Consider the following 15529-nt stretch of genomic DNA (forward strand, 5'->3'; position numbering starts at 1 on the left):
GCTCTCGGGTGGCCAGCAACAGCGCGTGGCGATTGCCCGTGCGCTGGCGATGGAACCCAAGGTGATGCTGTTCGACGAGCCGACCTCGGCGCTGGACCCGGAACTGGTGGGCGAGGTATTGAGCGTGATGAAGCAACTGGCCGAAGAGGGCATGACCATGGTGGTGGTCACGCACGAGATGGGGTTTGCCCGTGAGGTGGCGGACCGCGTCTTCTTCATCGACCAGGGCGTGATCATGGAAGAGGGGCTACCGCAGCAGGTGCTGGGTGACCCCCATCATGAGCGTACGCGGGACTTCCTGCGCAAGGTCTTGTAAGCGACCATGCAAAACGCCGGGGCTCACCCGGCGTTTTGCATTTGTGGCCCTGCTGTTCTGCAGCCCTAGTGATGCGCGCCCAGCACCACCGCACCCGCAGCGATGACAAGGCAGGACAGCACGCGCCGCAGGGTGAGCTTTTCGCCCAGAAAGAGGGCGCCGATCAGGAGCGCGAACAATACCGAGGTTTCGCGCAGGGCGGAGACCATGCCCATGGGCGCCAGCGTGACCGCCCAGATCACGATGCCATAGGCCAGTAGCGACATGACACCACCGGCCAGGCCGATCCAGGTTTCCTTCTGCGACAGCATGAGCGGGGAGCGACCGTGCTTGCGGTGGTAGATCAGGGCCAGCGGGATGCTGTCCAGTACGAACAGCCAGCCGGCGTAGGCGATGGAATCACCCGCCAGGCGCGCGCCGATGCCGTCGGTGATGGTATAGGCCGCGATGAAGGCGCCGGTGGCAAACGCCGCCAGTGGGCCGGAGAGGTGCTCGCGGCTGCGCATGGCGCGCAGATTGGCCAGGCTGACGATGCCGGCCGATACCAGTGCGATGCCGATCACGGTGGTGCTGCCCAGCTGTTCGCCCGCGAACAGGGCTGCGCCCAATGCCACCAGCAGGGGCGAGGAGCCGCGGGCGATCGGGTAGGACTGCCCGAAGTCGCCGATCCGGTAGGCGCGGATCAGGAACAGGTTGTAGCCGGTGTGCAGCAGGCCGGAGAGGACGATGTAGAACCAGCTGGCCGCGTCCGGGAGCGGTCGCCACAGCACCAGCGGGAGGGCGCCGAGGCCGGCGCCGATGGTCATCAGCGACAGCGAAGCCAGGCGGTCATGGCTGCTCTTGAGCAGGGCGTTCCAGGAGGCGTGCAGGAGGGCTGCGGCCAGCACCAGGCCGATGACGCCGAGGCTCATGTCGCCCGTCCCTGGTCGAGATCGGCCACGCAGCGCCACAGCGCATGGCCGGAGGCCAGGTACTTGCGCTCGAAGGGGGTGATCGGTGCGGCGGGATGCCAGGCCTGGGCCTGGACGGACAGGCCGCGCAACTGGTTCAGCGCGGCGGCGAATTCCTCGACGTAGATGCGCCAGTTGCTGCGGCATTCGATCTGGCCGCCCAGGGCCACGATGCTGGGAAACACCGCATGCCCCTGCCAGCGACGCGCCAGGTGGCCGATCTTGGGCCAGGGGTTGGGATAGAGCAGGTAATGCCGGGCCGGGCGCACACCGGCCTGCAGCGCCAGGCGCCAGTAATCGACCAGGTCGGCGCGCACGAAGCAGAGGTTCTCCGGTTGCGGGCCGTCCCAGTGGGTGTTGCGCGCCAGGCGGTCGGCCGACTGGTCGATGCCGATGACAAAATGATCAGGGTATTGCGTGGCCAGGTTGAGAGTGGACAGACCCACGCCGCAACCGGTATCGAGGATCAGCGGTGCCGCACCGGCTGACTGCCAGGCGTGCATGCTGGCGTCGAAGGCGCGCTGGTTGTAGTCCGTGACGGGTTTGCGGAAGGGGTGCTGGGCATGGCGGGCGACCAGTTCGGCCAGTTGCTCATGGATGCCGGTCTGGGCGCTGCTGATGGGCGAGGAATTCACGGAAAACCAGGGATGGGCGACAAAGCGCCATTTTAATGGACTCCGCAGCGGGTAAGTCTGCGGCAATCCGGCCCGCCAACAAAAAACGCCGCGCTGGCGGCGCGGCGTACTGACCGGGCCGAAGCCCGGTCCATGAGGATGGACCCGATCAGTGCAAGGTCATGGGATGACGCATCATCACGTCGTAGCGGCTGAGGAAGTTGTCGATGTCTTCCATGGTCGGCTCGGAGGCGATCAGCTCCTGGACGTCCTTGCGGAACAGTTCGGCGGCCGGACCATCGATGTAGATCTCGCGCTGGCCGGACTTGTCCATGATCTCGTAGCCACCGAAGCGCAGGGCTTCGTGGTCGGTGTCGGCACCGAATTCGACGACGCTGTACTGCTCGCTGTTGTAGATCAGGTTCATAGTGACTCCTTATGCTGGAATACTGCTTCGAAAAGGAAGTGGCGCCATCACCGTCAATTTCAAGACCCTTGCGGGTCGCGCCGCTGGTGCATTTCTGCTGCTTCGATACAGCTCCCTCGGAGAGCGCCGCGTCGCTTGCGCTCCTGAGTCTGGTTACGGCAGGGATAGCGAAAAACTGAGAGCCTGATCGCGTTCCTTGCCTGCAAGTCATTGCGTTCCATGCAAGACAGCACCTGCACTGCCTCACAGGTAGATGACGCGCCGGTGCGGAAGTTCATTGCCGCCCAGCGTCCTGCATTGCAGTCCGGCAAGGCGCTGCCATGACTGAAGGATGCCGCTGTCAGCGCGAAAAGGACATCAGGAAATCTCTGAAGCCGCCACACCCCCGCGGGCGGCCTGCGGATAAGGAAAGACTACCAAAACAAACGGGATCGCGCTGCGATCCCGTCCTGTGCTGCCTGGCTGGTGGAGGACAGTGCTGTCCGCACGGCCTCGGTGAGCTCAGTGGTTCTTGCGCGCCAGCTTGCCAGGTTCCACGCCGAGCTGCTTGAGCTTGCGATAGAGGTGGGTGCGCTCCAGGCCGGTGCGTTCGGCCACGCGGGTCATGCTGCCGTTTTCGCGCACCAGGTGGTATTCGAAATAGGCGCGCTCGAAGGCGTCGCGGGCTTCGCGCAAGGGCAGGTCGAAGGAGATGTTGGCGGCGTTGTCGGCCACCTGGCCGAATGGAGTCGCGGCCGGGGTGCCGTGATGCAGCGTCTCGCCGCCCATGGCCGGGGCGTACGCGGCTGCCGGTGCCACATGCTCGGGAGCGTGCAGGCTGTCGCCGGCGCCGTTGGCCACCGCCGCCACCGGTGCCGGGCGGTAGCTGGCCGGACGCACCGCCTCGCGGCTATGCGAGAGGCCCTGCTGCACGGCCTTGAGCAGCTTCTGCAGGGCGATCGGCTTTTCCAGGAAGTTCAGCGCACCGATGCGGGTGGCCTCGACAGCGGTATCGATGGTGGCGTGGCCGGACATCATGATCACCGGCATCGTCAGGAGTCCGTCGCGCTGCCATTCCTTGAGCAGGGTCACGCCGTCGGTATCGGGCATCCAGATATCGAGCAGCACAAGGTCGGGTACCCCGGCCTGGCGAAGCTCGCGTGCCTGCTGCGCGTTTTCCGCAGTGGTCACGACATGTCCCTCATCGCCCAGAATCTCTGAGAGCAATTCGCGGATACCCATTTCGTCATCGACGACCAGGATGTTAGCCATGTGCTGCTTTCCTCGCTGCTAGTTCATTGTCCAAGTTTTCGATCTTGTTCCGGGCCAGCCTGCTCGACGCGACGTCTGGGAGCAGACCTTGATGAACTGCCGGGTCCCTCCCGGCGTCGTGCATTCGAATCTTGAGCCTTAGCTTCGGTTTCCCTATGAAACCGTCGCTTGATCAATAGATGCTAACTTTACCAGCAAAATTACAATTTTTGCGCCTCTGCCCTCTGTACGGTTCTGTATATCGATACGGCCGCCGTGTTCTTCGACGATTTTCTTGACCATCGCCAGCCCCAGGCCGGTGCCCTTGCTCTTGGAGGTGACATAGGGTTCGAAGGCGCGGGCCAGGATCTTGGCCGAGAAGCCGGGGCCGTTATCCATGATCGACAGCCGTACCGCCGGCTGACGCAGGCCGTGGGCGCCGGCGATCTCGATCTGCTCGGTCAGCACATCGATGCGTGGCGCTTCCTGGGCATCGTCGGCCACCGCATCCTGGGCATTCTGCAGCAGGTTGTGGATGACCTGGCGCATCTGGGTGGCGTCCCCCATAACCTTGGCCATCTGCGGCGCCAGGCGGGCGTGGATCACCTCGCGGCCGTCGCCGCTGAGGTAGAGGTTGAGGATTTCCTCGATCAGGGCATTGAGGTCCAGTGCCACCGGCTTGGCCGGAGGGGTGCGGGCATAGTCGCGGAAGTCGTCGACCATGCGCTTCATGGCCGTGACCTGGTTGACGATGGTGGTGGTGCCCTTCTCCAGGATCGCGGCATCGCCCGGCATGAGCTTGTCCGACAGACGGTGTTGCAGGCGTTCGGCCGAGAGCTGGATGGGGGTGAGCGGGTTCTTGATCTCGTGCGCCAGGCGGCGGGCCACCTCGCCCCAGGCAATGGAACGCTGGGCCGAGATGACGTTGCTGATGTCGTCGAACACCACCACGTAGCCCACGCCGTTTTCCACCGGCAGGTGCGAACCGCGCGCCAGCAGGGTCAGCTTGTCGTGGTCGGGCTTGCCGCCCTGCTCGTCATTGGCTTCGAACAGTACCCCCGGCTGGCGCGACAGTTCGAACTGGCGCTGCCAGTGCAGGCCATCGCCGGCATCGCCGCTGTGCTGCGCCAGTTGCTCGGAAAAGGCGCGGATGATGGCCTGGGCGAAGGGTGCCTGACTTTCGATGGTCTGCAGCGGGGTGCCGATGTCGGCCGAGAAGTCGTAGCCCAGGATGCGGCGCACCGAGTCGTTGGCGCTGACGATGTTGAAGCGGCCGTCCAGCACCATCACCCCGGCCGACATGTTGGCCAGCACCGATTCCAGGTAGGCCTTGGCGTTTTCCAGTTCTGCCCGGTTTTTCTCCACCGAGGTGCGCGCTTCCAGCAGCTGCCGCGTCATCGTGTTGAACGATTGGGTCAGGGTGCCCAGTTCATCGGAGGTGCTCACGATGGGCCGGGGCGAGAGATTGCCCTCGGCCACCGCCTTGGTGCCCTCGGCCAGCAGCAGCAGCGGCTTGGCCAGGTCGCTGGCGATCAGGAAGGCGCTGGCGATGGCGGCGAAGATGGCCAGCAGCAGCGTGAGCGTGAGCGTCACCAGGTAGATCTTGCGCAGGCCGGAGCGCGAGACCGAACGTTGCTGGTATTCGTTGTAGGCCAGCCTGAGCGTTTCGGCATTGGTGGCCAGGTAATCGGGAACCGGCTGCAGGATCTGCAGGTAGCGCGTCTCGCTCTGCAGGGACAGCCCGCGACTGGGCGCCGGCACCAGCACCACCACGTGCAGTCGCAGGTTGCCGTCGGTATCGGATTCTCCGCTGGCGGGGCGGGTGTCGTCGCTTTCCACCGCCGAGAAGGCGCGCGAGACCCGCGCCTGACGCATCGCCTGGGCGCTGGGCAGCACCGGCGTGAGCGAGCCGATGGAGCCGCCGACGGTACTCATCACCTGGCCATTGCCGTTGACGATGGTGATTTCCATGTTCTGGTCGCGCTGGCGCGAGAGGTAGGTCACCTGCTCGGAATCGCTCATGTCCGATAGTTCCTGTGCCATGCCGCGTGCCCGCGAGACCAGGTCCGACAGGGACGAGTCCAGCGCGTTGCGACCCAGGTTGAGGCCGGATTCCAGGGCTGCCTCCATGCGCACGTCGAACCAGGATTCGATGGAGCGCGACACGAACTGCACCGACATCAGGTAGATCACCGCGCCCGGCAAGATCCCCACCAGCGCAAACATGAGCACCAGCCGCGCCAGCAGCTTGGAGCCGAACTTGCCGCGTCGGTAGCGTTTGTAGAGCCGGCCCAGCAACAGCAACACCAGTCCCAGCAGCGAGATGGCGGCCAGGCCGTTGAGGAACAGCAGCCAGGGGTAGTGCTGCTCGAAGAGGGCGGAATTTTCGGAGGCCGAGGCCAGCAAGAACAGCAGGATGCTGATGACGCCCCCGCCGACCACCAGCAGATAGCGTAAGGTGCGGCTCATTCGGGTTTGTAGGTGAATTCGATCCAGTCGGAGGACAGGCGCCAGTCGCTGTTGTTGAGCGCATTGACCTGGAACGGCTTGGGCAGCTGCGCCACGTCCAGCCGCATGCGCAGGCCGACCTGGTAGGCGTCGCCGGCCTTGAGGGTGTTGTTGTCGGCGATGATCCAGCGCGGCGGGCGGCGGATCAGCGTCATGGCATCGTCCAGGTTGCTGAAGCTCTGCTGCAGCTGGCCGCTGATGGCAGTGTGATATTGCCGGGTCAGCACGTTGTAGGAAAGGCGCACCGTACGCGTGGCCGAGACGCTGGTTTCGTCGAACCAGTACCAACGGCGCCGGGTCAGCTGGACCTCGGTGGTGAAGTACAGCGGCACGCCGCGCGAGAGGGCGTCTTCCAGGCCGCGGTTCAGGTCGAAGTCATAGGAGACCGACAGCCGGTAGCCTTCGTCGCTGGCTTCGATGCTGGCCTGGCTGACGGTGATCTCGGCGGCCCGGGCGCTCACGCTGGAGAAGGCCAGCAGCAAGACCAGCAGCCATTGCAGGAGAGCGCGCAGAAGCCGGGTACCGCCCGCGGACGGGCAGCGCACTGGGAAGGGGAGGGGGACCGATTGCGTCAAATTCATGCACCAGGTTTTTGGAACAGCGCATAGAACAGGCCATCGTGGTCGGCGTCTGCGGCGGCGGTCGGCAAGAGTTGACCTGGGGCGGGCAACCGGATGGCGTTGTGTTTCTGCGCGAAGGCGATCGCTTGCTGCTCCGATTCCTGGGGCCACAGCGAGCAGGTTACGAGCAGCAATTTACCATTGGGTCGCAGCATCTGCCAAAGCTTGTCCAAAATTTGGGCAGAAAGTGTTGCAAGCTGCGCGGTGTCGGTCTTGCGCCGCAGCCAGCGTATATCCGGGTGGCGCCGCACGATGCCGGAGGCGGTACAGGGCACGTCGGCCAGGATGCGGTCGAAGGGCTGGCCGTCCCACCAGCCTTCTTCGCGGGCATCGCCGGCGGTGAGCCTGGCCTGCAGCTGCAGCCGTTGGAGATTGTCGGCGATGCGCTGCAGGCGGCGCGGGTCGTGGTCCAGTGCCAGCAGGTCCAGATCGGCCAGCTCCAGCAGGTGGCCGGTCTTGCCGCCGGGCGCGGCGCAGGCGTCGAGCACACGCATGCCGTCGGCCACATCCAGCAGTGGTGCGGCCAGCTGGGCAGCAGCGTCTTGCACCGAGACCACGCCGGTGGCGAAACCGGGAATCTGTTGCACCGGGGTGGGGTGGTCCAGCCGTACCGCGTAAGGGCCGACCTGGCGCGCGCCGATGCCGGCCTGCTGCAGATCGGTCAGGTATTGCTCCACCGTGGCGCGCCGGCGGTTCACCCGCAAGGTCAGTGGCGGGGCTTGGTTGCCTGCGTGCAGGATGGCTTGCCACTGCTCGGGATAGGCGCCCTTGAGGCGGTCGATCCACCAGGTCGGGTAGTTCCAGGTGCCGGGCGGCGTCTTGGCGGCCTGCGGTACCAGGGCCGGCTTTTCGCGCAGGAAGCGGCGCAGGATGGCGTTGACTACGCCCTTGGCAAAGCTCATCTCGGGGCTGATGGCCGACGCTTCGACGGCCTGGTTGACTACCGTGAAGCTGTCGTAGCTGGCGCCGTCCTCTTCCACCAGCAGCGCCAGCGCGCTCACCAGCAATCCGTACAGCACGTCCGGCTGGGGCGGTTTGTTGGCCAGCAGGGTCAGCAGAGCGTCGGTCAGGCCCAGGCGCCGCATGGCGCGGTAGCTCAGGTCCTGGATGGCGCCACGGGCCGGGGGCGGTGCGTCGCTGCGCGCAAAGATCTGCGCCAGCGCCTGCGGCAGGGCGTGGCCGGCACGCACGGCGGCTACCGCCTGGGCGGCGTAGGCCAGCTGATAGGCCAGCGAATCGGCCTTGGCCGAGGGGGAAAGAAGGGAAATCTGGATCACGTCTATGCTTCTCAAGAAGGCCTGGTACAGGCCGTCATTGCGCTATGGCAACAGGCTGCGCAACGGGCGCGGGTCGCCAGTGTACCAGCGGCCATCCGGTCCGACACCTGTCGCCGCGGGCGGCCCATGCAAAAACGGCTGCCGCGGTGGATGTTCGCGGCAGCCGTCTGCAATGTCGGGTGGAGCAGTGGGTCGTCAGACGCCCCACAGGATGTCGTAGCCGCCTTTCTTGGCTTCGCGCAGCATGTCCAGCAGCGGATAGGCGCGCGCCGAGAAGCTGACCGCCTCGATCTTTTCATGGTTGTGATCGTCGATGTCGGCATTGTGGTGGGCGTTGACATCGCGCGCCAGCGCTTCGGCCGCTTCATGGGCCTTGCTGGCATTGATCTGCTGCTCCAGCACGGCGACGGCGTCACCGGCTTCGGCGGCGGTGATCACGCCGCGGGCGGGGTCCTTGTGCAGCAGGTCCAGGATGGGTTTGGCGTGTGATTCGTACATCACCACATCGGCAGCCGCTTTTGATTTGAATGTGATCAGCATATTTCCTCAGGGTCTTTGATTGAAAACGTTTCTTCGGGCGCAGCCGCGCGGGCCGGGCCATGGTGGAAATGCGCTGCGGACAGCATCCGCATTCCTGCGGGAATGCCCGTTTGGAGTGACGGGCAGCGACAAGAATACTCCGGTCGCCAGATTTTTGTCATCTTGCAGTGACCCCCGCTCAGCTTGGTTTGAAAGAGCTGAAAAAGGTTTCAATATTTTCCTCGGTGAAGGCTTTTTCATCACCCACGATAAGGATCTGGTACACCCGCCGCTCCTTCGCTACCAGCCGCGCTACCAGCCGCAGCGGCCGACCACGGGAGACGCCACGGGCGTCCAGATCGACGGTGCGCGCAAAGCCTTCGGTCTTGCCCGGCCAGGCCGCACCTGACTGAACCTGACCACCGATGTTGTTGAGCAGGGCCGTGCGCATGGCGTCCAGCGCCCGGCTCGCGCTGGCGGCGTCGGGCAATTCGGCGGTGCCGGCGGCGAAGGTCAGGCCGTCCACCTCGGCGGCGGTCATGCTCATCTCCACCTTGGGGCCGTCCAGATCGACCGGGCGCGTGACGCTGGCCGGCTTGGCCGGTAGCAGCACGACGAAATGGGCGCCGTTGTCGCTGGCTTGGCGCCAGTTGTAGCGCGGCGAACAGGCCGCCAGGCACATGCAGGCCAGGCTCAGGGAAAAGAGGGCGATGCGAACGGGGCGCATGGGGCATACCGGAATGGAAGGGCGTCCATCATAGCAAAGGCATCACGCCCGGCCCGGGCCGCTGAAAAAGCGCCATTGTCTGATGGCCGGCCGGCAATTCTTGCGGTATAAGAACGCATCCCAACGGAACCCTCTACGGATATGCAAAACGATAACCACACCAGCCTGCCGGAACTGACCTTGCGCGGCATTTTGCTGGGCGCCCTGATCACGGTGGTGTTCACCGCATCCAACGTCTATCTGGGGCTGAAGGTCGGCCTGACCTTCTCGTCGGCGATTCCCGCCGCCGTGATCTCGATGGCGGTGCTGCGCCTGTTCAGCAATGCCAACATCCTAGAAAACAACATGGTGCAGACCCAGGCCTCGGCGGCCGGGACCCTGTCCTCGATCATCTTCATCCTGCCGGGACTGGTGATGATGGGGCACTGGCAGGGCTTCCCCTTCCTGCAGACGCTGGGCATCTGCGCCGCCGGCGGCATGCTGGGAGTGATGTTTTCCATCCCGCTGCGCCGGGTGATGGTGGTGCAAAGCGCGCTGCCCTATCCCGAGGGCGTGGCTGCCGCCGAGATCCTGCGGGTCGGCAGTGCCGATGCCGACGGTGGCCAGGAGACCCGGCGCGGGCTGCGCGACATCCTCTTCGGTGCCGGCGTGGCCGGTGCCTTCAGCGTGATCGCTAGCGGCCTGAAGCTGTTCGCCGAGAGTATCAGCCTGTGGTTTACCGCCGGTGCCTCGGTGCTGCGCCTGACCATGGGCTTTTCGCTGGCGCTGGTCGGAGCGGGCTACATGATCGGCATCGTCTCCGGCATCGCCATCCTGATCGGCATGGTCCTGGCCTGGGGCGTGGCCGTGCCCTATCTCACTGCCGTGACGCCGCATACGGCCGGCGTGGCGCTGTCCGAATTCGCCAATGGTCTGTGGAAAAGCCAGGTGCGCTTCATCGGCGCGGGCATGATCGGCGTGGCGGCGGTGTGGACCCTGATCACGCTGTTCAAGCCCATGCTGGAAGGCGTCAGGGCCTCGCTGTCGACGCTGGCGCGCCGCCAGCAGGGCAGCACCGAGCGTACCGACCAGGACATGTCGCCGCGCTGGATCATCGTCATCAGCCTGGCCATGATCGCGCTGCTGGCGGTGGTGTTTGCCTCGTTCCTCTCGGGTACGCCGGTGACGGCGGGCCTATTTATCGGACTGGTCGTCTATGCGGTGGTGTTCGCCTTCGTGTTCGGCTTCCTGGTGGCGGCGGCCTGCGGCTACATGGCCGGGCTGATCGGCTCCTCGTCCAGCCCGATCTCGGGCATCGGCATCGTGGCCGTGATCCTGGTGTCCGTGTTGCTGCTGGTCTCGGGCGCGGTCGATCCGCTGCTGGCCACGCCTGAAGGCAGCAAGCTGGCCATTGCCGTGGCCTTGTTCGTGACGGCCGCCATCATTGCCGTGGCCGCCATCGCCAATGACAACCTGCAGGATCTGAAAACCGGCCAGCTGGTCGGTGCCACGCCGTGGCGCCAGCAGGTGGCGTTACTGGTCGGTTGCGTGGTGGGTGCCCTGATCATCCCGCCGGTCCTGAACCTGCTCTACAACGCCTACGGCTTCACCGGCGCCCTGCCGCGCGCCGGCATGGACGCGGCCCAGGCGCTGGCCGCACCGCAGGCGACCCTGATGACTGCCATCGCCACCGGCATCTTCACCCGCGAACTGAACTGGACCATGCTGGGTGTCGGCGTGGCGCTGGGTATCGCGCTGATCGTGATCGACTGGCTGCTGGCCCGCCGTGGCGGCGTGGCGCGGCTGCCGGTACTGGCGGTGGGGATCGGCATCTACCTGCCACCCATGGTCAGCAGTGCCCTGTTCCTGGGCGCGGTGCTGGGATGGCTGGTGGAACGCGTTTTGCGGCGTCGCGCCCGGGCGGCCGGCGCGGATCTTGACACCTATGCCGACAAGCCGCGACAGCGCGGCATTCTGGTGGCCTCCGGCTTGATCGTCGGCGAAAGCCTGGTCGGGGTGCTGCTGGCAGCCGTGATCGGCATCACCGGCAAGGATGCGCCGCTGGCGCTGGTATCGCCGGACTTCGAAGCTACCGCGCAATGGCTGGGACTGGCCGCGCTGGTGCTGATTCTGGTGGCCTTCGCCCGGCGCATCCTGCCGGCCCGCTGAGGGTGGGCCTAGCGGCGGCTTTCGATCAGCATGCGCAGCGCCAGCGCGGCCAGCACCGTCCCCATCAGCCAGCGCTGCAACAGCTGCCAGCCGGGGCGGGCCGCCAGCACGGCCGAGATGGAAGCCGCCGAGAGCGTGATCATGGCATTGACGCTCAGGCCCACCACGATCTGGGTCATGCCCAGCGCCAGCGATTGTCCCAGTACGCTGCCCTGGTCCGCATGGATGAATTGCGGCAGCAGGGACAGGTACATCACGGCGATCTTGGGATTGAGCAGGCTGGTCAGCAGGCCCATGGCAAAGAGCTTGCGCGGGCTGTCCGCTGGTAGTTCGCGCAACGCGAAGGGGGAGCGCCCACCCGGCCGCAGCGCCTGCCAGGCCAGGTAGAGCAGGTAGGCCGCGCCACCCAGGCGCAACGCGTCATAGGCCAGGGGCACCGCCATCACCAGCGCGGTGATGCCGCCCGCCGCACAGAGCATATAGCAGACCGATCCCAGGACGATGCCCCCCAGCGAGATCAGCCCGGCCTTGCGGCCCTGGCAGACCGAACGCGAAACCAGATAAAGCATGTTCGGTCCGGGCGTGAGCACCATGCCCAGGCAGATCGCGCCAAAGGCAAGCAGGGTAGAGGTGGTTGGCATGGGCGGGCTCTTTCCGGAAATGACGCGAGCAGCGTTATCGCCGCTCCAGCAGTCACAGACTAGCCCGGTCAGGGCGGTCGCAAAAGATACAGAGCCGCCGTATGGTCATCGCAACAGGCCCTGGTGGCATCACCGGTGCAGCGTCACCCCGTGTTGAGGGCGCGACGGTACTGTATGGCTTCGGCAATATGCGCTGCCTGGATGTCAGGCGCGCCTGCCAGATCGGCGATGGTGCGCGCCAGCCGCAGCACGCGGTGATAGGCCCGGGCCGACCACTGCAGGCGGACCATGGCCTGTTGCAGCAGTTGCGCGCCCTCGGTGCCGGGTTCGCAATACCGGTCCACCGCGCTGCCACTCAATTGACTGTTGGGCATGCCCTGGCGCTGCCATTGCCGCTCGGCGGCGGCGACCACGCGTGCGGCGATGGTGGCGCTGGACTCGCCCTGGCCCGGCGCGCCCAGCTCTGCGGGCGTCAGGGCGGCCACCTGCAATTGCATGTCGATCCGATCCAGCAGGGGGCCGGACAGGCGTTGCTGGTAGCGCTTGACCAGCTCGGGCGTGCAGCGGCAGCGCCCGGCCGGGTCGGCGTAGAAGCCACATGGGCAGGGGTTCATGGCCGCGACCAGCTGGAAGCGCGCCGGAAACTCCGCCTGGCGCGCCGCCCGTGAAATGACGATGTGACCCGACTCCATCGGCTGGCGCAGCACATCGAGCACGCTGCGCGGGTATTCCGCGATTTCGTCCAGGAACAGCACTCCGTGATGGGCCAGCGAGATCTCGCCCGGGCGGGGTGTGCCACCACCGCCGACCAGCGCGACGGCGGAGGCCGTGTGATGCGGTGCGCGGTAGGGTCGCTGTTTCCAGCGGGCGCTATCGAAGTGGCCGGTCAGCGATTGGACGGCAGCCGATTCCAGCGCCTGCGCCTCGCTCATGGGTGGCAGGATGCCCGCAAAACGCGTGGCCAGCATCGATTTGCCTGCTCCGGGCGGACCCACCAGCAGGATGCTGTGGCCGCCGGCGGCCGCCACCTCCATCGCCCGCCTGGCCTGGAGCTGTCCCTTGATATCGCTGAAATCGGGGTAGGCCGGGCGCTGACCATTTGCTCCTGCCCCGGTGGCGCCTCGATGGCGTTGCAGGCGGCCGCTCTCGTCGCGGGCGCTGAAATGCGCGCATACATCCAGCAGCGACGCGGCCGGAAGGATGGTCGCCTGCTGCACCAGCGCCGCCTCGTCGGCATTGCCGGCCGGCAGGATGAAGGCACGTTGCCGTCCGTCCGGCTCCCCGGGGTGTTGCATGGCACAGGTCATTGCCAGTGCGCCGCGGATCGGCCGCAATTGGCCCGATAGCGACAGTTCACCGGCGTATTCATAATCATCCAGATGGTCAGAGGGAATCTGCCCGGAGGCGGCGAGGATGCCCAGCGCGATGGGCAGATCGAAGCGCCCCGATTCCTTGGGAAGGTCGGCAGGCGCCAGGTTGACCGTGATGCGTCGCGCCGGGAATTCGAAGCGGGCGTTCTGCAATGCCGCCCGGACGCGGTCCTTGGCTTCCTTCACTTCGGCTTCGGGGAGACCGACAATGGTGAAGGCCGGCAAACCGTTGGCCAGATGCACCTCCACCGTCACCGGCGGGGCGGCCATGCCGGCCAGGGCGCGGCTGCGCAAGACCGCCAGGCTCATCGCAACGAGCCCGGCAGCGTGCTGGAAGGGAAAAGGGAAGGGGGAAGAAGGGAAGTGAAGGTTGTCGCCAGGGTCATGGAGTCTGTTTTTGCTGAGCCTCAAGCTCGGCAACACGCGCTTCCAGCGCTTCCAGGCGGGCGCGGGTCTTGGCCAGCACCTGGGCCTGGATGTCGAATTCCTCGCGCGTGACCAGGTCCAGCTTGGCAAAACCCTGGCTCAGCATGGCCTTGACGTTCTTCTCGATGTCCTTGGCCGGAGAATTCTCGATCGCCTTGTTGATCTTGGATTGCAGGTCTTCAAAAAATGGGGGCTTGTCCATGTCGGATCTCCTTGGCAGATAGCTAAGCTGCAAGTTTAGCGGTTTCGCAGCCATCCTCAAAACGCGATGCCCTGATGAGACCGTTTTTTTGCGAGCGGGTGCCGGAAAGTGAAGAATTTTCCTTCAGGAAACGCTCCGACTTGGTGACTTTAGCTTCGCCCCAGGCCCACGCACCAAAATGTGTTTGCCTCGTTTGACGCAGGATTATCAAAAAGCAATCAATATCGCACCATAGACGTGCATTTTCGCTTTGAGTGCACTATTTTGAAGCTGGTGTCGAAAAAAATCGTTGCAAATCTCCGGTTTCCAGCAAAAACACAAGTCTGCCTTGCCGAAAGGACATGGCACGGCTCCTGCTACATGGTTTGGGCAAAAGACAAAAAGACTTAACTGTTAAACACAAACCAGAGGGAAAGTCATGAAGAAACTGATTCTTGCAACAGCCATCGCAGCATCCTTCGTTTCTACCGTGGCCCGTGCAGAGGACGCCAAGCCAGACAATGAATTGAGCTTCAACGCTGCGGTCGTGAGCGATTACCGCTACCGCGGCCTGACCCAGACGCGTTTCGACCCGGCCCTGCAGGTTGGCGCTGACTACACGCACAACCCGACCGGCCTGTACGCCGGTACCTGGCTGACCAACATCAAGTGGATCAAGGACGCTGGCGCACTGACCGGTACCGATACCAAGGGCAATGTCGAATGGGACATCTACGGCGGCAAGCGCGGTGACATTGGCGGCGGCTTCACCTACGACGTCGGCGGCCTGTACTACTACTACCCGGGCAACACCCTGGCCAACGCCGGCCTGAAGAACGCCAATACCTTCGAACTGTACGGCCAGATCGGTTACGGGCCCGGCTACTTCAAGTATTCGCAATCGCTGACCAACCTGTTCGGCGCGGTCAACAGCAAGTACAGCCAGTACTACGACCTGGGTGCCAACTTCGAGACCTTCTACGGCGTGATGCTGGGTCTGCACGTCGGTCACCAGAGCGTGCGCGGCAACCCCAGCGATGCCAGCTATACCGACTGGAAGATCGGCCTGTCCAAGACCTTCGACGAAGTTGCCGGCATCACCCTGGGCGTGGCCTATGTCGGTACCGACATGAAGGATGGCTTCGCTACCACTCCGGCATCGGACGGTGCCAAGAACGTCGGCAAGAACGGCGTCGTCGTCTCCATCAGCAAAACTTTCTAACAAGAGGTTCGTATGAAACTGATCACTGCGATCATCAAGCCGTTCAAGCTGGACGAGGTGCGTGAAGCCCTCTCCGCGATCGGTGTGCAAGGCATCACCGTGACCGAAGTCAAGGGCTTCGGTCGTCAGAAAGGCCATACCGAGCTCTATCGTGGCGCCGAGTATGTGGTCGATTTCCTGCCCAAGACCAAGATCGAGGCAGCGGTGGACGACGCCATCGTCGAGCGCGCGCTGGAAGCCATCGAGACCGCAGCCCGCACCGGCAAGATCGGTGACGGCAAGATCTTCGTCCAGGATCTGCTGGATGTGATCCGTATCCGTACCGGCGAAACCGGCAAAGACGCTCTGTAAAA

The 15529-nt window shown here is 64.8% G+C and carries 16 protein-coding genes; 4 read left to right on the top strand and 12 right to left on the bottom strand.

Features of this window, described 5'->3' with window-relative positions; all coding sequences use genetic code 11:
- Positions 1–316: ATP-binding cassette domain-containing protein (locus tag VE092_RS07935; RefSeq protein ID WP_324875533.1), on the top strand; the 316-nt coding region annotated here is incomplete at its 5' end.
- 65 nt (positions 317–381) lie between these two features.
- On the opposite strand, the gene VE092_RS07940 is transcribed toward VE092_RS07935, so the two are convergent.
- The 9 genes from VE092_RS07940 to VE092_RS07980 all read right to left on the bottom strand — a co-directional run bounded on the left by VE092_RS07940 (position 382) and on the right by VE092_RS07980 (position 9188).
- On the bottom strand, positions 382–1227 hold the full coding sequence (locus VE092_RS07940; protein ID WP_324875535.1) for a DMT family transporter: 846 nt from the start codon (positions 1225–1227) through the stop codon (positions 382–384).
- The gene (gene trmB / locus VE092_RS07945; RefSeq protein ID WP_324875537.1) at positions 1224–1901 is read right to left on the bottom strand and encodes a tRNA (guanine(46)-N(7))-methyltransferase TrmB; all 678 of its coding nucleotides are present in this window, start codon (positions 1899–1901) and stop codon (positions 1224–1226) included. Before trmB ends, VE092_RS07940 begins: the two co-directional genes overlap by 4 nt.
- Positions 1902–2049: 148 nt before the next feature.
- Complete coding sequence (locus VE092_RS07950) at positions 2050–2307, bottom strand: BTH_I0359 family protein (protein ID WP_006713246.1); 258 nt, start codon at positions 2305–2307, stop codon at positions 2050–2052.
- 501 nt (positions 2308–2808) lie between these two features.
- Positions 2809–3558 carry a response regulator gene (locus VE092_RS07955; protein WP_324875541.1) on the bottom strand — a complete coding sequence of 250 codons (750 nt, stop codon included), beginning with the start codon at positions 3556–3558 and terminating at the stop codon, positions 2809–2811.
- 153 nt (positions 3559–3711) lie between these two features.
- On the bottom strand, positions 3712–6006 hold the full coding sequence (locus VE092_RS07960) for a sensor histidine kinase (protein WP_324875543.1): 2295 nt from the start codon (positions 6004–6006) through the stop codon (positions 3712–3714).
- The gene (locus tag VE092_RS07965) at positions 6003–6626 is read right to left on the bottom strand and encodes a DUF4390 domain-containing protein (RefSeq protein ID WP_324875545.1); all 624 of its coding nucleotides are present in this window, start codon (positions 6624–6626) and stop codon (positions 6003–6005) included. Before VE092_RS07965 ends, VE092_RS07960 begins: the two co-directional genes overlap by 4 nt.
- The gene (rsmB, locus tag VE092_RS07970; RefSeq protein ID WP_324875547.1) at positions 6623–7942 is read right to left on the bottom strand and encodes a 16S rRNA (cytosine(967)-C(5))-methyltransferase RsmB; all 1320 of its coding nucleotides are present in this window, start codon (positions 7940–7942) and stop codon (positions 6623–6625) included. Before rsmB ends, VE092_RS07965 begins: the two co-directional genes overlap by 4 nt.
- Positions 7943–8137: 195 nt before the next feature.
- A complete protein-coding gene (locus tag VE092_RS07975) occupies positions 8138–8482 on the bottom strand; it encodes a DUF1840 domain-containing protein (protein ID WP_324875550.1) in 345 nt (114 codons plus the stop codon).
- 178 nt (positions 8483–8660) lie between these two features.
- Positions 8661–9188, bottom strand: a complete 528-nt coding sequence (locus tag VE092_RS07980; RefSeq protein WP_324875552.1) for a hypothetical protein — start codon at positions 9186–9188, stop codon at positions 8661–8663.
- A 141-nt stretch (positions 9189–9329) separates the two neighbouring features.
- Here VE092_RS07980 and VE092_RS07985 point away from each other — a divergent pair, with 141 nt between their 5' ends.
- Complete coding sequence (locus VE092_RS07985; RefSeq protein ID WP_324875554.1) at positions 9330–11336, top strand: OPT family oligopeptide transporter; 2007 nt, start codon at positions 9330–9332, stop codon at positions 11334–11336.
- 8 nt (positions 11337–11344) lie between these two features.
- On the opposite strand, the gene VE092_RS07990 is transcribed toward VE092_RS07985, so the two are convergent.
- From VE092_RS07990 to VE092_RS08000, 3 genes are all read right to left on the bottom strand, one after another.
- Entirely contained in the window at positions 11345–11977 is a 633-nt protein-coding gene (locus VE092_RS07990; protein ID WP_324875556.1) for a LysE family translocator, read from the bottom strand.
- Positions 11978–12120: 143 nt separating this feature from the next.
- On the bottom strand, positions 12121–13656 hold the full coding sequence (locus tag VE092_RS07995; RefSeq protein ID WP_324875558.1) for a YifB family Mg chelatase-like AAA ATPase: 1536 nt from the start codon (positions 13654–13656) through the stop codon (positions 12121–12123).
- 73 nt (positions 13657–13729) lie between these two features.
- Positions 13730–13975, bottom strand: coding sequence for an accessory factor UbiK family protein (locus tag VE092_RS08000; protein ID WP_006713294.1), 246 nt, complete (start codon positions 13973–13975; stop codon positions 13730–13732).
- Between the two features lie 418 nt (positions 13976–14393).
- Here VE092_RS08000 and VE092_RS08005 point away from each other — a divergent pair, with 418 nt between their 5' ends.
- On the top strand, positions 14394–15176 hold the full coding sequence (locus VE092_RS08005; RefSeq protein WP_324875561.1) for a TorF family putative porin: 783 nt from the start codon (positions 14394–14396) through the stop codon (positions 15174–15176).
- Between the two features lie 12 nt (positions 15177–15188).
- Positions 15189–15527: a P-II family nitrogen regulator gene (locus VE092_RS08010; RefSeq protein WP_006713297.1), complete on the top strand. Its 339-nt coding sequence runs from the start codon at positions 15189–15191 to the stop codon at positions 15525–15527.
- Positions 15528–15529 lie beyond the last annotated feature (2 nt).

Origin of the sequence: Herbaspirillum sp. (genome assembly GCF_035644555.1) — a bacterium.
Lineage (GTDB): Bacteria > Pseudomonadota > Gammaproteobacteria > Burkholderiales > Burkholderiaceae_D > Herbaspirillum.